This is a genomic window from Aeromonas sp. 82P (genome assembly GCF_051919365.1).
Classification (GTDB): domain Bacteria; phylum Pseudomonadota; class Gammaproteobacteria; order Enterobacterales; family Aeromonadaceae; genus Aeromonas; species Aeromonas veronii.
This window is the reverse complement of record NZ_JBQBEV010000001.1, coordinates 771,444-790,462: the sequence shown is the minus strand read 5'-3', so window position 1 is coordinate 790,462 and position 19,019 is coordinate 771,444. Positions and strand designations below refer to the sequence as shown.

Sequence of the window (19,019 nt, the reverse complement as noted above, 5' to 3'; positions counted from 1 at the left end):
CGATTTCATGTGTGACGGGGTTGGAGTAAAGTTCACTCATCAACCGGATTGTTCAAATTACGTGCAGCCCAGGAGGCCCACCATGTTGAAGCGTATGACCCTTATTGCCCTGCTGGCAGCAACCACCATCACCGGATGCGCCAACAGTGACGTTTACTCTGGCGATGTTTACACCAAAGACCGCGCCAAACAGGTGCAGACCGTCAGCTACGGCACCATCATCTCCACCCGCCCGGTGAAGATCCAGGCCGATGAGAACTCCCTGATTGGCACCATTGGCGGCGCCGTAGTCGGTGGCCTGCTGGGCAGCACAGTCGGTGGCGGCACCGGACGCGACATCGCAGCCGCAGGCGGCGCCATCGCCGGTGCAGCGGCAGGTAACGCCATCGGCAACAAGATGAATCAGGTCGACGGCGTCGAGCTGGAGATCAAGAAAGAGAACGGCGAAGCCATCGTGGTCGTGCAGAAAGCCAGCCCCACCTTCACCCCGGGTGCTCGCGTGCGCATGACCCAGGGTAACGGCAGCATCAACGTGGCCGTCGTGAATTAAGCGTGTGAATTCAGGTTTCGTCACGCTCGAGCCATAAAAAAACCGCCGATCCCGGCGGTTTTTTGTTGTCTGGCATTCGGGATTACATGCTGTAAGCCTTCTCGCCGTGGGAGGTGACATCCAGCCCTTCCCGCTCAGCATCGCCGTTCACCCGCAGGCCCACCAGCATGTCGACCGCCTTGAAGGCAATCGCCGCCACGGCACCGGACCAGAGCAGGGTGACACCGACCCCGATAGCCTGGATCTTCACCTGAGTCAGGATGGAGTAACCCTCGGCAACCTGATTGGTGACATAGTCCCACACCCCGGTGCCGCCCAGATCCGGGCTGGCAAAGACGCCGGTCAGCAGGGCGCCGAGAATGCCGCACACCCCGTGTACGCCAAACACGTCCAGACTGTCATCGGCACCCAGCAGGCGCTTGAGACCGTGGACACCCCACAGACCCGCCACGCCACTGATAAGACCCATCACCAGACCACCGCCCACACCGACGAAACCGGCTGCCGGGGTGATCACCACCAGACCGGACACCGCACCGGATGCCGCACCCAGCAGGGAGGGACGTCCCTTCATCACCCACTCGGCCAGCGTCCATGACAGAGCTGCCGCAGCCGGCGCCACCCAGGTGTTGATAAAGGCGAGTGCGGCGATACCGTTGGCTTCCAGCGCAGAGCCCGCGTTGAAACCGAACCAGCCGAACCAGAGCAGGGAGGCGCCGATCATGGTCATGGTCAGGCTGTGGGGGGTCATGGGATCACGACCGTAGCCCAGACGCTTGCCCACCAGATACGCCCCCACCAGACCCGCCACGGCGGCGTTGATGTGCACCACTGTGCCGCCTGCAAAGTCCAGCGCACCATGCTGGAACAGATAGCCGGCAGTGGCGGTCGCTGTGGCCGCAGCCTCGGCGCTGGTATAGGCATCCGGACCCGCCCAGTACCACACCATATGAGCCAGCGGGATATAGGCGAAGGTGAACCAGATCACCGAGAAAAGCAGCACGGCAGCAAACTTGATGCGCTCGGCGAACGCCCCCACGATAAGGCCGCAGGTGATGGCGGCAAAGGCCCCCTGGAACACCACATAGATCAGCTCGCTGATCCCGACCCCCTTGCTGAAGGTGGCGGCGATGGAGTCAGGGGTCACCCCCTTGAGCAGCACCTTGCTGAAGGAGCCGTAGAAATTGCCCCCCTCGGTAAAGGCCAGCGAATAACCGTAGATCACCCAGAGCACGCAGATAAGGCAGAACAGGGTAAAGACCTGCATAAGCACACTCAGCATGTTTTTGGCCCGCACCAGACCACCGTAGAAGAGGGCCAGACCGGGGATCGACATCAGGATCACCAGCGCCGCCGAGAGCAGCATCCAGGTGTTGTCGCCCTTGTTGATTGTCATGGCGGCAACCGGCGCCACCGCCGCCTGTACCTGAGCGACCTCTTCGGCCCAACTTGGGGTAACCAGCAAGGCAGGCAACATCGTCAGACCCGCCATCATCCATTTTTTGACCATAGAGCACTCTCCTTCCCTGTCGTACCGGTACAAGACCGGCTCCGTTTCCCTGATTGAATCTGTGGCGAATCGCAAGGTGTTGCTGCAACCCGCCAGAATCACACCCGCGCCCTGCACGGGGATGCCTCTTGCCACTTCCTCATCACTGCGTCTGCCGCCGATGACCACAAGAGACCGTCTGACATGTAAAAAGCATAAAGCGGGCCATAAATTTAAATCCTTTTAAATCATTGCATTAGCAAGGTAGCGCGTCATCAATGCACCAATTTGGCGCATGAGCTGCGCTAACCTGCCCAGGGTCGCCCTGTCACAGGGCAGGCGATACTTCACGCACCAGAAGTGCGCAAACCCTGAGCCAGCCCACAAGCTGACGTCATCGATATCGCGCGCTGCGGGCCCGCTCGTTTACACTGACAGACCAGCCGTTTCCTGTTATCCGACCACGGCATGCCATTACGCAGCCTCTTGTTTGCAACCTGATGGCAGTCCCAATCCGAGGAACACCATGCAGTTCGATCGTCTCGACATCAGCCTCTCCCACTACCGTCACCTCGACCGGGAGCATCGCGCCCACATTGCGCTGCTGGGGATAGTGATGCTGACCATCATGGCCCTTCATCTGTTGCTGCTGCCCCACTTCCCTTACGAGCGCTTTTACGCCGTCAGCTTTGGCTTCGAGGTGATCAACTGGCTCACCATGCTGTTCCTATTCTGGGTGGTGCAGTGCGCCCACCTGCCCACCCATACCTACCGCATGCTCTCCTGCGGTCTGATGTTGTGGATCATGGGGGCCACCGCCGACATCATGGATGAGCTGGTGGCGCAGCCACTCTGGCTCGCCATCTATGCCGAGGATCTGCTGCGCTCCAGCGGCATCCTGCTCAGCAGCATCGGCATCCTGAGCACCATGCACCATCTCTTTCACATCAATACCCAGCTCAGACAACAGGCACTGTTCGATGATCTGACCCGGCTGCCAAACCGGCGCTACTTTCATCAGCAGCTGTTTCTGGAACAAGGGATTTGCCACGCTCTCATCCTGCTGGATCTGGATCACTTCAAGGTGATCAATGACAACTACGGCCACGATATCGGGGATCGGGTGTTGCAGCAGTTTGGCGAGCTGTTGCAACAGCACTGCCCGCCCGGTGCGCTGGCGGCCCGTGTCGGGGGTGAAGAGTTTGCCCTGCTGCTGCCCATCGCCCACGAAGCCGAGCTGCAGCAACTGGCCAACACCCTGCTCACTGCGACCCGCACCATAGCCCCCGACCCGACCCATACCATGACAGTCAGTCTGGGAGTGGGGATCCGCGAGCCCAAGGAACCAGCAGTCTCGCTGTTCAAGCGGGTGGATCAGGCGCTTTATGGCGCCAAGGAGGCGGGCAGAAACTGCGCGGTATGGGCGATGCCGACTAACAAGGAGGCATGAAGATCTGCAGGTTGATTGCCGATCACGGCGAAACATTGCTGCTGAAACAGGGGCCCAATGGCCCCTGTTTCATAGGGAAAATCCCCTCGCCTAAAAGCGGAAGGTAAGACCGATATTGGCCTGCCACTGGGTTACCAGCTCCCCGCGCACCTTGAACACGCACTGCTCCGGGTTGCAGAGAAACTGGTTGTTGTCGTTGACCAGCGAACCATAACCGCGCACCTCAGCCCGCAGGGCCAGATGCTCGGCGAGGCGCGGTTGCACCCCAAGCGCCAGCGACATGGAAGGGGTCACCTCGCTGTCGTAGGCGGCAAAGCGGGTCACCCCGATCCCGGCGCCGATGTAGGGCGCCATCAGGTTGTCAGAGAGGGTCAGCGCACCGGCAAAGTGCAAAGTATCCACCGTCAGGCGATCCGGCTGGTCGGGAGAGAGGGTGGTGGACTGATGGCTGTAGAGCAGCTCAATCATGCCGGGATCATCCACCTCCTTGCTGATAAAGAGGCCCCAGCTGCCGGAGCCCTGTCCCTGCAGAGAATCAAACGATGCAGAAAGCGGCACCGGCTGCACCACATCGTCACTCTTCTCGAAGTCGATGGCTGAGCTGTAGCCGAAAAATGGCGTCACCTGCCAACCGGATGTGGTCGCGGCCTCGCTACTCCAGGCCTGCCCCAGTGGCAGCAACAGCCCCATCATCACTATCCCGGCTCTCTTCATCATCATCCCCTGCTCCCTGTGTGATTGTGCAGAAAGCATACCAGAGGCATCCTAGGCCCATCCTAAACGGCGGCTGTACCGGATCACTTTCATGGTGCGATGTCCCTCTCGCCGGAACCTCTGCCGAGCCGCCCCACTGGCGCCGCTATGCGCCCCTGCCACCATTCATCGACGGTTAACCTCTGCCACGTATGCTGGCGCCAAATCGGGTCATCGGGGCCCGTTATCACTACTCAAAAGGACATCAGGGAATGGTTGCCGCGCAACTCAACGACCCCAAAACTACCCTCGCGGATACCCTGCGGGCCACCGCGCACGCCATCGACGAGAGCCACATCAGCCTGCGCCAGATGCTCGCGCTGGTGGGCGAGCAGGGCATGCTGCTGTTTTGCGTGCTGCTCACCGTCCCCTTCCTGCTGCCGGTCTCCATTCCCGGGGTCAGCACCCCGTTTGGCCTGCTGATCCTCTTTATCGGGATCGGCATCACCCTCAATCGGGTGCCCTGGCTGCCCGCCATGCTGATGGAGCGCCGCTTCGCTGCCGACCAGCTCAAGCCGACCCTGCACAAGGGGGCGGATCTGCTGGCCCGGGTCGATCGCGTTATCCGCCCGCGCCTGCTAGTGCTGACCGGCAGCAACACGGTCAACCGCTGCAACGGCCTGCTGATCATGCTGGCCGCCCTGCTGCTGATGCTACCCCTGGGCGCCATCCCCTTCACCAACGCCATGCCTGCCTGGGCCATCCTGCTGCTTGCCACCGGCATGTTGCAGCGGGACGGTCTGTTCGTCGCCAGCGGCTATCTGTTGGTAAGCGCAACCCTGGTCTGGTTCAGCGTGCTGGCCATCGGCTTGCTGATGGCGGGCCAGAGCGCCAGCGGCCTGCTCGGCTAACCCCGATGCACAGAAAAAGGGCGACCAGATGGTCGCCCTTTTTGATTTGTGCGGGATACCGCCCGGTCAAAGCAGATCGTAGATAAGGGCCGAGATGGCAAGCAGCCCCATCACCAACACAAAAAGGGTACTCGGCCCGCGATAACGCTTGAGTGCGGGCAAGCGATAGATGGAGCAGGCCGGCAGCAGAAACAGGATCACCGCGATCAGCGGGCCACTGACGCGCTCGATAATGTCGAGCACGTTGGGGTTCAGATAGGTGATGACGGCGGTCACCATAAACAGGATCACCGATGACACCCGTGCGATGGTTGACTCCTTGAGAGAGAGCCCCAGCCCCTGACAGGCACCGCTCACCATGCTCACCGTCCCCTCGCTCACCCCCATGGAGGTACCGAGGAAGGATTTGGACATGGCCAGAATGGCGATGAGTGGCCCCACATAGGCGATCAGCGGATTGGAGAACTTGTTCGCCAGCGCCGACAGCACCGAGATATTGTCGGTGCGGGCCAGCGCCATCTCCGCCTGACTCAGGCTCATCACGCAGCTCACCACGAAAAAGAGCACACTGCCGCAAATCAGCATGCTGCTGCACTTGATGATCCGCTTGGCGCGCAGGTCGGCACTCTCCTGACAACGCTTTTTCTGCGCCGCGCTGAAGGAAGAAATAATAGGCGCATGGCTGAAAGAGAACACCATCACCGGCACGATCAGCCAGAGGGATTTCCAGAACGCCGGATCACGCCAATCCACTGCTTGGCTCTCGCTGAAATAGGAGAGGCTCCACTGGGGCAGCAGATAGATGGAGAGGCCAATCAGAAAGGCGACCATCGGTAGCGCCAGCACGCTGATGGCCGACACCACGATCTGTTTGCCGGCCAGCAGCACCAGATGCAGGCCCAGCATCACCCCCAGCACCAGCAAGCCGCGCGGAAGCTCGGCATCCCCCAGCTGGTGAACTACAAAGCTCTGGATCGCGTTGGTGATGGAGATGCTGTAGACCAGAATGATGGGGTAGAAGGCCATTAGATAGACCAGCATCAGCAGCTTGCCCGCCTTGGCACCGAAGTGCTCCTCCACCACATGGGTGATATCCCCCTCCTTGTGGGAGCTGGAGAGCACAAAGCGGCTCAATGCCCGGTGGGAATAATAAGAGAGCGGAAAAGCCAGCAATAAAATAAATAGCAAAATAACCGGGGAATTACTGCCAACCGTAATAGGGAGAAATAACGTACCGGCACCGACAGCAGTGGCATATAGGCCCATGGTCCATACCGAATCGCTTTTCTCCCATTTCAATTTTGAAACAGGGTTACTCTTTTCAGCAATAGAAACACTCATTGCAATATATACCTTATTAATCTGTCATCATTATTTTTATTGGCCCGAATGACAGGCTGGAGATATGTCGTTGCATATCGCCCTGCACATAAAAAAACAACGCCGCCAGCGGCCAACAGGGCCACCGGAGAGAAACGGAGCTGCCACGCTACCATCGTTGAAATCGCAATCCGGGTCAAGGTTAATAATTCATGACTGTTTGAATCGGAATGTTTCAAAAGACAACAGGATGTATCACATTCGTCACCCAAAACCAGATTCACGCCTGTTTGATAACATACCGATAAAACCTCATGCTGTTGCCCAACAACACAAATAAGACCAGCGATCAGGCCGATAATATTAACACCTTAAGCTGTGGAATATGAGTTAAATAATACGGCCAACTTTATACTAATTGACAGTGATGTCAGCCAATTTATTCAGAGTAAAAGCGCAGGCTATTTCCCACAGCGACCGGGGTGGCATTCTCAACCTGCCGGGCAGTGCGCCACCCGGTTACGGCCTGCCCGCTTGGCCCGATAGAGCCACTCGTCGGCCCGGGCCAGCGCCTGATTGATCTCCTCCTCCGGCTGCACCAGGGTTGTGCCCAGACTGACCGTGATGGCGACCGGATCGGCAGGCAGCGCTTCGACGGCGGCACGGATCTGCTCCGCCATCTGCTGCAAACCGGCTTCATCGATCCGCGGCAGCAGGATCAGAAACTCCTCGCCACCGCTGCGCACAAAGAGGTCATCCGCCCGCAACAGGGCATCGATACAACTACTGAAGCGCTGCAAGGCACGATCTCCCTGCTGGTGGCCGTAACGATCGTTGAGCTGCTTGAAGTGATCGATGTCGAGCATGATGAGGCCGCAAGGCGCCTCCCCTGCCCGCAACGGCTGGCAGTGCTCGAAGAAGAAACGGCGGTTGTAGAGGCCGGTCAGCTGGTCGGTTTCACTCTGGCGCAGCAGTCGCTGCTGCAACTCGTACTGGCGGGTGATATTGCGGGTCACCCAGGCCACCGCCCGCTTGCCGTCATAGAGGGAGGGCAGCGGCGCAATCTTGCCCTCGAAACGCTGTATCCCTTGCGGCCCGACGGCAGCATTAATCCCCCCCACCTCGGCTGCTGAGAGCTCATACTCCACCACTCGCACCTGACCGCTCGCCAGCGACTCGGCTACCTGCGCCTTGACCCACATGGCCATCTCGGGTGGCAGCACATCGGCCAGCTGCTTGCCCGCCAGCGGATTGCCGTCGTGATAGGATTGCTGCTCCATGCCGCCGATATATTCCACGTAATAGCCATCTTCACTGAGGATAAAGACGGGATCTGGCAGCTGGGCCATCACTTCATAAAGCTGGGTTACCGAAAGCGCCACGGAGACTCCTGTACTTCAACGTCAAACAGGGGGGAGATATTCTGCCTCAAGAGGACTCACGCGCCCTCATCGGCAGCGCAGAAAAATCTGCGGCCACAGCCAACAATCCTTTACATCTAGCAGCCTGCCAGCCTCTCGGCCACCACAGGTGGCCAGCGCGTTGATACTCCCGCCACTGCGCTCGCTCACAGCGGCGAAAGCCCCCTCCCCCGGTCGCGCATATCCCATTGTTTCAACTCACAAGTTCATTTACGCTGGCCGTCCTGAGTCCAGTTTTCACCTCATCAGCCATCAGGGAGCCAGCCACCCGCAACCGCAGGGGCTGTACCACGGAAAAGGAATCGCCAGATGAAAAACGCCATCGTTACCGCCCGCTTCGACGCCATCAGCACCGAAGGGGAACAGCTCACCCTCAAGATCGCCATCAAGGCCCCCGAGCCGGATCCCAAGTCCGCCAGCGGTGACTGGCGCTGCAAGGTGAAGCTGGCGGGGCTGAGCGACAAGACCTTTATCTACGGCATCGACAGCCTGCAGGCCCTGAGCCTCGCCATCAAGTTTGTCGAAACCGAACTGCGCGCCTTCTCCGATGCGGGCTGGCAGTTCTATCTGCCCAATTGCCCAGATCACCCAATCGACATGAGCGCCTGCTACTTCCCGGCGCTCTAGCCCGGCCCATCCAAGGAGACCAGATGCACGGACCCGATCCCGCCAATCCTCACCCCATGAACGGCTTTCCCCAGGTGTGCTTTATCAAGAACACCATCAAGGGGCCCAATATCGAGGTGGGTGACTACACCTATTACGACGATCCGGAGGATTCGGCGGGCTTCGAGCGCAACGTCCTCTACCACTTCCCCTTCATCGGCGACAAGCTCATCATCGGCAAGTTCTGCGCCATCGCCCGCGGGGTGAAGTTCATCATGAACGGTGCCAACCACCAGACCTCCGGCTTCTCCACCTACCCCTTCTTTATCTTCGGCAACGGCTGGGAGAGCGCCGCCCCCGCCCCGGGCAGCCTCCCCTACAAGGGGGATACCGTGATCGGCAACGATGTCTGGATTGGCTATGACGCCCTGATCATGCCGGGAGTAAAAGTCGGCAACGGCGCCATTATCGCCGCCAGCTCCGTGGTCACCGGTGACGTGCCCGCCTACGCCGTGGTCGGCGGCAATCCCGCCAAGGTGATCCGCTACCGCTTCGACGACGACACCATCGCCCGTCTCAATGCCATCGCCTGGTGGGACTGGCCGGTGGAGCAGATCAGCCGCAACCTGCCGCTTATCAGCGGCGGCGAGATAGCAGCACTGGAAGCAGCAACCCCATAGCGACAATCACCATCAAGCAGGAAGCACTATGCAACTAACCCCACCCCAACCGCCTCAGGACGATGATGTTGAAGCGCTGCGCATTGGCCTGACGGGCTACAACGTAAGCCAGGCAGGCTCTCAACTGTTCGAACTTCGGCGCGAGCGGATCGCCAGCTTTATCAAGGATGAAGAGGGCAAGGTACACGGCGGCATCATCGCCGACATCAAGTGGGGCTGGCTGCACGTCGACTGGCTCTGGATCGACGAAAGCATCCGCCGCGACGGCTGGGGCGGCCGCCTGCTCGGCGCCATGGAGCAGTACGCCCAAAGCAAGGGCATCAGCAACTACCATCTGGAAACCACCAGTTTTCAAGCCCTCCCCTTCTATCAGAAGCAGGGTTACGAGGTCTTTGGCCAGCTGCCCGATATGCCGCCGGGGCATATCAGTTACTTTCTGAAAAAGCAAAGTTAATACAAAAGGGAGCCTTTCCCCATGATTGAAACTGGTGGCATGAAGAGCTTGTTAATCAGCATCAAGATGGACTCCAACCCCGTTGGCCTGTCATTTTTCAACAAAAATTAGGATACATAAATGAAGTAAATCATTTTCTACCGGAAGAGAAGAATAATATCTCATAGGGAACACCTTCCAATTCTGAACGCTACATATCACACCTTTGGAAAAATTTGTTTTAGGAAAACACTAGTCTTCAGTATACTACCAAAAATTTTTAAATTGATTTATAAAATTAATGTGAATTGAGGGGCGAAAATTAAATGAGTAGATTAAAGAATCTATTAAAGAATGGCTTTTTTCCTATACAATTACCCCCTGCGTTTAACTCAATCTTATTTTCTGAGAAATGTGATTTTTTTGAACCTGCATGGAAAGCTCAAAGAGCGCCTAAAACTCGCGCTGAAAAATACTCAGTGGCAAGATCATCTTACTACAGAAGAACGACCAGCATTCTCAACCCAATTGGATATTACAATATTGCCAGTGAAATAGATGAGCACTGGCAAAAGATTGAGGTTTTATATAGAAGAAGTGCTATATCATTAAGTAAACCTAAAATTGTTGACTCACTTAGATCAATAGAGATTAGCAAATTCAACGAGTTATATGAAGCCAAGATAAATAAGTCTTCTGGTTATAAGTATGCACTGATAACGGATATAGTAAGTTACTTTCCTAGTATTTACACTCATTCTATTCCATGGGCTGTACATACCAAAGCGGTTGCAAAAAAGAATACAAAGCAGGTTCCCGAATATTATGGCAATTTGTTAGACGCAAGATCAATGGCATTACAAGATGGCCAAACAATGGGAATCCCTATCGGTCCTGACACATCACACATAATATCTGAAATAATAGGATCAGCAATAGATAAAGAACTCCACGATGAATTGAAATATTGGCCAGCTGGGTTTAGATATGTTGACGATTATTATTTATTCTTCAATGCTAGAGAGGAAGCGGAGAGAGCTCTTGCAACGCTCACAAAGATAGTTGGAAATTATGAATTACAGATTAGCGCTGCGAAGACAAAGATATTAGAGGTCAAAGATCTAGTCGAAGAATCATGGAAGTACAGCATTAAAAAACTAACGATCTCTGCATCCAGACGGGCACAGAGAGATGATATACACAACTATTTCCAAAGAGTGTTTGCTTTAGAGAAGCAATTTAAGGATGAAAGCATTGTTAAGTACGCGCTAAAACAGATCTCATCTAGCATAATTAAAAAATCCAACTGGAATGTTTTTGAGTCTTATTTATTCAAGTGTGGATATGGTTTTCCAAATACACTCCAGATAATTGTAAATATTTTTAGCACCTATAAGAAATATAACTACCCACTTGACAGTAAAGCTCTCTACAGATTTTGTAACAATTTGATTATAGAGCATGCTATACCTGACCACCATGGTGAAGTCTCTTGGTTACTATGGTTGGCAAAAGAAATGAAAACCTCTTTAAAAAGAGAGGTTGTTCGAGAAATCGAAAAGATGTCCAGCAATGTATGCAAACTAATGGTGATAGACCTTTATGAGTCAAAAATAATTAAGCACTCATTGAAGGCCGATACACTTAGACAATATGCAAACAGTGATTGCCTAATGACTGAAGATTGGCTTTTAACATATGAGGCAGGCAAGAGGATGTGGTTAAAAAACAGTGATTCCACTTTTATCACCAGTGACTATTTTTTTAACCAGCTAATTAAGAATAACGTTTCTTTCTACAATGAAAATGCAACTTGCCACTCTATTTTTGACGTAAAAGACACTATAAGATTGAATGAGGAGTGGTTTGATATTGATGCTGATATACGTGACAATTTTTATTTTGATGATCTAGATGAAGAGTATTTTGATAGCGCAGACAGATGTGATGATGATGACGACATAGAGTATTAATAATAAATATTAATTAATGCTTTATGAATCGGACGCGTCAACTAAAGAAGTACCGCAGAGCGCAATGAATAAAGTGAATTGCAGCTCTCGTCACAATAGCGGTGCAATGCGCTCCGCTTATTGCACCCTACGCAGGTTACATAGCCGCCACCGGCCACCCCTTTCCCCCAAATCGGCCACTGCTAATGGTCGCAATGACCCATGCGATAAGCTGAGCAGCAGCCACGATTTTTGCACTGGCGAAACGGTATCAAGAATCATCGTCGCACCAACGAAACAATCCTGTTGCAGCGAACAAAGCAAAGCGGCAAGCAGTGGCGGGGATCTGCCCCTCCGATCTGCTTGCCGCTGTCTGTTACCACAGGTGTAAACGTCGTTAACGACCCAAAAACGGTTCCCAATCTTTAAACACCGGCTGCAACCCCGCCTGTCGCACGGCGGCGGCCACTTCCCCCACCGGGCGGTCGTCGTGGATGGCGAACTGCTCCAGCTCCTCTGCATCCCCCTCGGCATAGCCCCCCGGTTGGGTGCGCGACTCGGCGGACATCTGGGTGATGCCAAGGCGCACCGCGCCGTTGCGGAAGGTGGCGGACTCGCGGGTCGAGAGGGACAAGTCTAGGGTCGGCGAGAAGAGGCGCCAGGCGCAGATAAGCTGGGCCAGCTGGCGATCCGACATAACCACGGCAGGCTCCAGCCCACCGGTGCAGGGGCGCAGGCGCGGGAAGGAGAGCGAATAGCGGCTCTGCCAGTGGTGGCGCTCAAGCCAGCTCAGATGCTCGGCGACAAAGTAGCTGTCGGCGCGCCAGTCCGAGGAGAGGCCGATGAGCGCCCCCAAGCCAATTTTGTCGATACCGGCGCTGCCCAGCCGATCCGGCGTGGCGAGGCGCCATGCGATGTCCCGCTTGTTGCCGCGCAGGTGGTGGCGGGCGTAGGTGGGGGCGTGGTAGGTCTCCTGATAGACCATAACGGCGTCGAGGCCGAGGGTTTTCAGCTCGGCATATTCGGCCTGCGAGAGGGGCTGCACCTCCATCCCCACCGTGCTGAAGTGGCGGCGGATGATGGGCATCACCTCGCGAAAATAGGCGAGCCCCACCTTGTGCTCGTGCTCGCCGGTCACCAGCAGCACGCTGTCAAAACCGCGCGCCTTGATGGCCAGACACTCGCGCTCAATCTCCTCTGCATTCAAGGTTTTGCGCTTGAGGCGGTTGCTCATGGAGAAGCCGCAGTAAGTGCAGTCGTTGGCGCACAGGTTCGACAGATAGAGCGGCACATAGAAGCCGATGGTGTTGCCAAAGCGCTGGCGGGTGAGCCGCTCGGCCTCGGCCGCCATCTGCGGCAGATAGGCTTCGGCGGCTGGGGAGATCAGCGCCATAAAGTCGCTCAGGGTACGGCGCGGTGCGCTTAGGGCTCGCGCTACATCGGCGGCAGTCTTGGCGCGGATCTGCATGCCGATATCGTCCCACTCCAGCTCCTGCCAGCGGTCGAGAAAGGAGGGGGCGATCTTTGATCCTATTTCCCCCTGAGCCCTCACCCCCAGCCCCTCTCCCAGAGGGAGAGGGGGGCAATCCTCTGGCTGTGCTTGGGGCAAAGGGGAAGTATTCATGGCCGCCCCTTCTCTCATGGTTCATAACGCCCCCAGAAAATCGGTGAGCGGACTGGAGGCTTGCGCCTGCAGGGCGCGGGCGCCAAGGCCAGCTTCATAGGCGCTGCGACCGGCAGTGCAAGCCAGCGCAAAGGCGCGGCCCATGGCGACCGGATCGCCGCTCACCGCGATGGCGGTGTTGACCAGCACGGCATCGGCGCCCAGCTCAAAGGCGGCGGCGGCGTGGCTCGGCGCACCGATCCCCGCATCCACCACCACGGGCACATTGGCCTGCTCGACGATGATGGAGAGAAACTCCCGGGTCACCAACCCCTGATTGGAACCGATGGGGGCGCCGAGCGGCATCACGGCGGCGCAGCCCACCTCTTCCAGCCGCTTGCAGAGCACGGGGTCGGCCCCGCAGTAGGGCAGCACCACAAAGCCCTCTTTCACCAGCTGCTCGGCGGCTTTGAGCGTCTCGATGGGATCGGGCAGCAGGTAGCGCGGGTCGGGGTGGATCTCCAGCTTGAGCCAGTTCGTCCCCAGCGCCTCGCGGGCGAGATGGGCGGCAAACACCGCCTCGGCGGCGGTCTTGGCGCCGGAGGTGTTGGGCAGCAGCTTGACCCCGAGTTGCAGCAAGGGACTCAGGATATCGTCATGGGCCTTGCCCGGCTCGAGCCGCTTGATGGCCATGGTGACCAGCTGGGAGCCGCTCGCCTCGATGGCGGCGGCCATCAGGTCCGGGCGGGCAAACTTGCCGGTGCCGGTAAAGAGGCGCGATGAGAAGGTGTGATCGGCAATTGTCAGCATGTCAGCCTCCGGCCACTGCGATAAGAAGAAATGAGGCCCCGCCGCAAGGCAGAGCACTCAAAGATGGGACTGCGAGCATCATGGGTCAGCCTCCCGCAATGGCGGTAAAGAGGTGAAGTTCATCTCCGTCCTTGAGACGGGTCTCGGCCCAGCGGCCACGAGGCAACACGGCGCCGTTAAGGGCCACCGCTACCCCTTGAGGATTAACGTCTTGCGCCGCCAGCAGATCGGCCACACTCTGCCCTGCCGCCAGCGGCTGCGCTTTATCGTTGAGTCGAATGGTGAGGGTCATGGGGTGATCTCCTTATCGTCTGTCGGGCATCGGCGCTGTCCGCAAACCGGACAATCGGGATCCGGGGCCAGAGTGAGGGTCTGCCACTGATGGCTCAGGGCATCGAAGCGGCGCAATGTGCCGGCGACCGGGCTAGGCATCCCGAGCAGCAGTTTCAGTGCCTCCAGCGCTTGCAAAGAGCCCATCACCCCGACCAGCGGGCCGGTGACGCCGCTGGTCTCACAGCTCTGGCTCACCTTGGTATCCTGCGGATAGAGGCAGGCGTAACAGGCGTGCTCACTGCTGGTGCGCGCCATCAGCTGCCCCTGCCACCCCACTGCGGCGGCGGAGATCCAGGGCTTGCCCTGAGCCACGCAGGCGGCGTTGATGGCCTGGCGGGTGGCGAGGTTGTCGCAGCAGTCGATCACCAGATCCACCTCGGCCACAAACTCCGGCAGGCTGGCGGCATCGAGCCGCTGGTTAATGGCAATCAGCTCCACCAGCGGGTTGTGGGCGGCCAGGCGCTCACGGGCCAGCTCCGCCTTGGAGTGGTTGACCGCCTCGCTATCGAACAGGATCTGGCGCGGCAAGTTGCTGGAATCGACCGTATCGCCATCGGCCAGCCACAAGGTGCCCACACCGGCCCCGGCCAGATAGAGGGCAAGCGGCGAACCGAGCCCGCCCAAGCCCACGATCAGCACAGACTTATCTTTCAGCCGTGCCTGCCCTGCTTCGCCCACTTCCGCCAGCATCAGCTGGCGGCCGTATCGCAAATACTCTTTGTCACTAAGAGAAGCAGCATCAGAGCGCATGTTCTGCCTCCCGTATAACGGTGGCCGAGCGTGGCTCATCCCCCGCCCCCACTGCCGCGAGCAGCCGTTCGGTCGCCCCCTGCCAGTCGTCGCTGGCAGTGATGGCCGAGACCAGCGCGATACTGCCGACCCCGCTTGCCTTGACCGCCGCCACCCGCTCCTCGCTGATGCCGCCGATGGCCACCGTCGGCCACTCCGCCATCAGGGCGCAGTATCGATGCAGCCGCAGCAGCCCCTGCGGGCGCGAAGGCATCGTCTTGGTGTTGGTCGGAAAGATATGACCCAGCGCAATATAGGAGGGGGCCAGCTCGCGGGCCCGCATCAGCTCGAAGTAGCCGTGGGTGGAGATGCCAAGGCGTAGCCCGGCCGCCTGAATGGCAGCGAGATCGGCGGTCTCCATATCCTCCTGCCCCAGATGCACGCCCCAGGCGCCCGCCTCGATGGCCTGCTGCCAGTAGTCGTTGATAAAGAGCCGCGCCCCATGGTGGCGACCGAGCTCTACCGCATCACGAATGGCCGGTGCCACCTGGGCGGCGGACAGATTCTTGATCCGCAGCTGGATGGTCTTGACCCCCTGCCCCAGCAGGCGGCGCAGCCACTTGACCGAGTCCACCACCGGATAGAGGCCCAGATGCTGTTCGGTTGCGGCAAAAGGGCCCTGCGGCAGGCGGGCACTGCTTGTCTCATAGAGCCCGAAACGACGATCGAGCATTGAGCCCGCCAGCACGGCACGGGGGAAGTGGGCCAGATCGGCTGGCCAGCCAAGATGGGCGATGGGCCCAGGGCCTGCCCCCACTCCCTGCGCCGCCGCCAGCCCCTGTTGCAGGTAGGCTCGAGCGAGGGTAATGGCATCTTCCACCGGATAATCCTGCGCCACCACGGCGGCGATGGCGCTGGCGTAACAGCAGCCGGTGCCATGGCCGTGGCGGGTATTCAGACGCGGCGCGGCGAGCCAGAATTCGCGGGTCTCATCCTGGTAGTAGTCGAGGCAGAGATCGCCGCTCCACTCCAGATGGCCGCCCTTGACCAGCACGGCGCGGGCGCCGAGTTCACGCAGACGGCGGGCGGCGAGGCGCACCAGCTCGGGGCTGCTGACCGGCAAGCCGGTCAGGGCCTCCAGTTCGGGGCCGTTGGGGGTGATGAGCGACAGACGTGGCAACAGCTGCTCGCGCACTGCCTCCAGCATATTGGGCTCCGCCATCGGGGTGCCGGTGCTGGCGATGGCCACCGGATCGTAGACCACGCAGGGACTCTCAATAGTTGCCAGTCGGCGGGCCAGCACTTCGACGTGAAGCCGGGTCGGCAGCAGGCCGATCTTGATGGCGGCAGGCGGCAGATCGACGCCGAGGGCATCGATCTGGGCGGTGAAGGTCTGCATCAGCACGGGGTCAACCATCTTCACCGCCACCGAGTTCTGGGCGGTAATGGCGGAGATAACCGAACAGCCGTGCACGCCAAGGTCGTGCAATGTGTGCAAGTCGGCCTGAATGCCGGCGCCACCGCCGGAGTCTGAACCCGCAATAGTCCAGACCACAGGACGCGAGTCCGTCACAGGCAGCTGATCGGCGGGGCTGACAGCCCCGCTTGCGCTGCTCACGCCTCCTCCCCTGCGGCCTGTTTCAGCGCCGCAGCCTGATGGTAGATCTCGCCGCCGGTCTCCTTGAAAGTCTCAGCCATGCGGGCCATGCCGCTCTCCACCTGAGCCACCACCTGCTCCTGCTGGCCATCCATACCGACCAGCTTGATCTCCACAGCCTCAAGCTTGGCGGCATAGTCACGCACGTCCTGAGTGATCTTCATGGAGCAGAACTTGGGCCCGCACATGGAGCAGAAGTGGGCCACCTTGCCGGACTCCTGCGGCAGGGTTTCGTCGTGGTAGGCGCGGGCGGTGTCGGGATCCAACGCCAGATTGAACTGATCCTCCCAACGGAACTCGAAGCGCGCCTTGGACATGGCGTTGTCGCGGATCTGGGCCCCCGGGTGACCCTTGGCCAGATCGGCGGCGTGAGCGGCGATCTTGTAGGTAAGCAGCCCCTGCTTCACATCCTCCTTGTTGGGCAGCCCCAGATGCTCCTTGGGGGTGACGTAGCAGAGCATGGCGCAGCCGTACCAGCCGATCAGCGCGGCGCCAATGCCGGAGGTGAAGTGATCGTAACCCGGGGCGATGTCGGTGGTGAGCGGGCCCAGGGTATAGAAAGGCGCCTCGTGGCAGTGCTCCAGCTGCTCGGTCATGTTGCGCTCGATCATGTGCATCGGCACGTGACCCGGCCCCTCGATCATCACCTGTACGTCGTACTCCCACGCGATCTTGGTCAGCTCGCCCAGAGTGCGCAGCTCGGCGAACTGAGCCTCGTCGTTGGCGTCATAGATGGAGCCCGGACGCAGACCGTCGCCCAGCGACAGCGCCACGTCATAGGCGGCGCAGATCTCGCAGATTTCGCGGAAGTGCTGGTAGAGGAAGTTCTCCTTGTGGTGGGAGAGGCACCACTTGGCCATGATGCTGCCGCCGCGCGAAACGATGCCGGTGAGGCGCTTGGCGGTCATCGGCACAAAGCGCAGCAAGACGCCGGCGTGGATGGTGAAGTAGTCCACCCCCTGCTCGGCTTGTTCGAGCAGGGTGTCGCGGAACAGCTCCCAGGTGAGGTCTTCAGCGATGCCGTTGGTCTTCTCCAACGCCTGATAGATGGGCACAGTACCGATGGGCACCGGGCTGTTGCGCAGGATCCACTCGCGGGTCTCGTGGATGTAACGGCCGGTGGAGAGATCCATGACGGTGTCGGCGCCCCAGCGGGTGGACCAGACCAGCTTTTCGACCTCCTCCTCAATGCTGGAGGTGACCGCCGAGTTGCCAATGTTGGCGTTGATCTTCACCAGAAAATTGCGGCCGATGATCATCGGCTCCGCTTCCGGGTGGTTGATGTTGCTGGGGATGATGGCGCGGCCGGCGGCCACCTCATCGCGCACGAATTCAGGGGTGATGTTCTGGGGCAAACGGGCACCAAAATCGCGGCCCGGATGCTGGGTGCGCAACAGTTCAGAGCGCACCCGCTCGCGCCCCATGTTCTCGCGAATGGCGATAAATTCCATCTCGGGAGTGACGATACCGGCGCGGGCGTAGTGCAGCTGGGTGACCCGGCGGCCCGGCTTGGCACGGCGCGGCTTTGGCAGATGTTCGAAGCGCAGGTGGTCGAGCCCCTCGTCAGCCAGACGCTCCTGAGTGAAGGTGGAGCTGAGCCCCGGCAGTTCGTCGGTATCATCTCGCTCCAGCACCCAGTTCTCCCGCAGGCGCGGCAGGCCACGGCGCACGTCGATGGCGACCCCCTCCTCCCCGTAACGGCCAGAAGTGTCGTAGACCGGGATCGGTTCGTTGGGTTCGAACTTGGGACTTTCCTTGGTGCCGCCGACGAAGGTGTCGGCCAGCTGGATCTCCCGCAGGGGAACACGAATATCGGGGCGGGAGCCTTCGATAAAAATGCGACGGGAGTTGGGATGAGCCATCCCTTTGAGGCTGTCGATAAAGGCCTGAGCGCTGGAGCGCTGCTCGCGGCGGCTGGATTTGGCGGTATCAGATACAGAAGTAGACATAGCAAAACTCACATTAACTGGTTGAAGTTATGGGTGTTTGCTTGTCTGGAGTTCGAGGAGAAGATGAACTTGCGGCGGGGTCTTTATCTCGGGAGGGAGTGCGTGCGGGATGGATCTCCGCGCTGCTGTTCTGCCGCTTCCCGCTCTCTGCACGCTGTGGGCAAGGCGCCCCACGTGCTGGACAACCGGACGGGACAGACTCCCTCCTGTGCGCCCTGACCCATCAGGGTTACCCCTTCGATGAGCGGAAGAGGCTTGTCCCTCCTCCGGCGCGGTAACCCGCAAGTTACCCTTGTTCCCTTCGCAGGTTTTAACCTGATCAGGTTCCACGGATCCCGAATTAACGGTCTCAGCTTCGCGTCGTTCGACGGTCAGCACTCCGACAAGATGGCGCCAGTATAAGGGGGAAAATCTAAAGCACAAGCCGTTAACA

At 58.8% G+C, this 19,019-nt stretch carries 17 protein-coding genes and 1 riboswitch; of the genes, 7 read left to right on the top strand and 10 right to left on the bottom strand.

Going from position 1 to position 19,019, the window contains the following annotated elements; translation table 11 throughout:
• The first annotated feature begins 82 nt into the window (after positions 1–82).
• Positions 83–550, top strand: a complete 468-nt coding sequence (locus ACTG2S_RS03670; protein WP_005340126.1) for a glycine zipper 2TM domain-containing protein — start codon at positions 83–85, stop codon at positions 548–550.
• Between the two features lie 82 nt (positions 551–632).
• Here the strand turns inward: ACTG2S_RS03670 and amt are convergent, their stop codons facing one another.
• Entirely contained in the window at positions 633–2,060 is a 1,428-nt protein-coding gene (gene amt, locus ACTG2S_RS03665; protein WP_005355035.1) for an ammonium transporter, read from the bottom strand.
• A gap of 505 nt (positions 2,061–2,565) precedes the next feature.
• Here amt and ACTG2S_RS03660 point away from each other — a divergent pair.
• Positions 2,566–3,489, top strand: coding sequence for a GGDEF domain-containing protein (locus tag ACTG2S_RS03660; protein WP_439982000.1), 924 nt, complete (start codon positions 2,566–2,568; stop codon positions 3,487–3,489).
• Between the two features lie 90 nt (positions 3,490–3,579).
• On the opposite strand, the gene ACTG2S_RS03655 is transcribed toward ACTG2S_RS03660, so the two are convergent.
• Complete coding sequence (locus ACTG2S_RS03655) at positions 3,580–4,203, bottom strand: outer membrane beta-barrel protein (protein ID WP_031227913.1); 624 nt, start codon at positions 4,201–4,203, stop codon at positions 3,580–3,582.
• A gap of 251 nt (positions 4,204–4,454) precedes the next feature.
• Between ACTG2S_RS03655 and ACTG2S_RS03650 the strand changes: the two genes are divergently transcribed.
• A complete protein-coding gene (locus tag ACTG2S_RS03650) occupies positions 4,455–5,093 on the top strand; it encodes an exopolysaccharide biosynthesis protein (protein WP_058056332.1) in 639 nt (212 codons plus the stop codon).
• 66 nt (positions 5,094–5,159) lie between these two features.
• Here the strand turns inward: ACTG2S_RS03650 and ACTG2S_RS03645 are convergent, their stop codons facing one another.
• Together ACTG2S_RS03645 and ACTG2S_RS03640 are read right to left on the bottom strand one after the other, a co-directional pair.
• Entirely contained in the window at positions 5,160–6,434 is a 1,275-nt protein-coding gene (locus ACTG2S_RS03645) for an amino acid permease (RefSeq protein WP_005340121.1), read from the bottom strand.
• A 470-nt stretch (positions 6,435–6,904) separates the two neighbouring features.
• Positions 6,905–7,795, bottom strand: a complete 891-nt coding sequence (locus tag ACTG2S_RS03640; protein WP_376897335.1) for a sensor domain-containing diguanylate cyclase — start codon at positions 7,793–7,795, stop codon at positions 6,905–6,907.
• A 348-nt stretch (positions 7,796–8,143) separates the two neighbouring features.
• Between ACTG2S_RS03640 and ACTG2S_RS03635 the strand changes: the two genes are divergently transcribed.
• The 4 genes from ACTG2S_RS03635 to ACTG2S_RS03620 all read left to right on the top strand — a co-directional run bounded on the left by ACTG2S_RS03635 (position 8,144) and on the right by ACTG2S_RS03620 (position 11,526).
• Positions 8,144–8,461, top strand: coding sequence for a DUF6968 family protein (locus tag ACTG2S_RS03635; RefSeq protein ID WP_005355042.1), 318 nt, complete (start codon positions 8,144–8,146; stop codon positions 8,459–8,461).
• A gap of 23 nt (positions 8,462–8,484) precedes the next feature.
• The gene (locus ACTG2S_RS03630; RefSeq protein ID WP_274161754.1) at positions 8,485–9,120 is read left to right on the top strand and encodes a Vat family streptogramin A O-acetyltransferase; all 636 of its coding nucleotides are present in this window, start codon (positions 8,485–8,487) and stop codon (positions 9,118–9,120) included.
• 28 nt (positions 9,121–9,148) lie between these two features.
• Positions 9,149–9,574 carry a GNAT family N-acetyltransferase gene (locus ACTG2S_RS03625; RefSeq protein ID WP_274161755.1) on the top strand — a complete coding sequence of 142 codons (426 nt, stop codon included), beginning with the start codon at positions 9,149–9,151 and terminating at the stop codon, positions 9,572–9,574.
• A gap of 305 nt (positions 9,575–9,879) precedes the next feature.
• Positions 9,880–11,526 (top strand): RNA-directed DNA polymerase, encoded by a 1,647-nt coding sequence (locus tag ACTG2S_RS03620; protein WP_439981999.1) that lies wholly within the window; start codon positions 9,880–9,882, stop codon positions 11,524–11,526.
• 376 nt (positions 11,527–11,902) lie between these two features.
• On the opposite strand, the gene thiH is transcribed toward ACTG2S_RS03620, so the two are convergent.
• The 6 genes from thiH to thiC form a co-directional block, all read right to left on the bottom strand.
• Positions 11,903–13,129, bottom strand: coding sequence for a 2-iminoacetate synthase ThiH (gene thiH / locus ACTG2S_RS03615; RefSeq protein WP_274161406.1), 1,227 nt, complete (start codon positions 13,127–13,129; stop codon positions 11,903–11,905).
• A 21-nt stretch (positions 13,130–13,150) separates the two neighbouring features.
• On the bottom strand, positions 13,151–13,918 hold the full coding sequence (locus tag ACTG2S_RS03610) for a thiazole synthase (protein ID WP_005357775.1): 768 nt from the start codon (positions 13,916–13,918) through the stop codon (positions 13,151–13,153).
• An 85-nt stretch (positions 13,919–14,003) separates the two neighbouring features.
• On the bottom strand, positions 14,004–14,210 hold the full coding sequence (gene thiS / locus ACTG2S_RS03605; protein ID WP_274161405.1) for a sulfur carrier protein ThiS: 207 nt from the start codon (positions 14,208–14,210) through the stop codon (positions 14,004–14,006).
• Positions 14,207–15,001 carry a HesA/MoeB/ThiF family protein gene (locus tag ACTG2S_RS03600; RefSeq protein ID WP_274161404.1) on the bottom strand — a complete coding sequence of 265 codons (795 nt, stop codon included), beginning with the start codon at positions 14,999–15,001 and terminating at the stop codon, positions 14,207–14,209. Before ACTG2S_RS03600 ends, thiS begins: the two co-directional genes overlap by 4 nt.
• A complete protein-coding gene (gene thiE, locus ACTG2S_RS03595) occupies positions 14,991–16,598 on the bottom strand; it encodes a thiamine phosphate synthase (RefSeq protein ID WP_216947844.1) in 1,608 nt (535 codons plus the stop codon). Before thiE ends, ACTG2S_RS03600 begins: the two co-directional genes overlap by 11 nt.
• Entirely contained in the window at positions 16,595–18,586 is a 1,992-nt protein-coding gene (gene thiC, locus ACTG2S_RS03590) for a phosphomethylpyrimidine synthase ThiC (protein ID WP_274161403.1), read from the bottom strand. Before thiC ends, thiE begins: the two co-directional genes overlap by 4 nt.
• A gap of 279 nt (positions 18,587–18,865) precedes the next feature.
• Positions 18,866–18,978: riboswitch (TPP riboswitch) on the bottom strand.
• Positions 18,979–19,019: the final 41 nt, after the last annotated feature.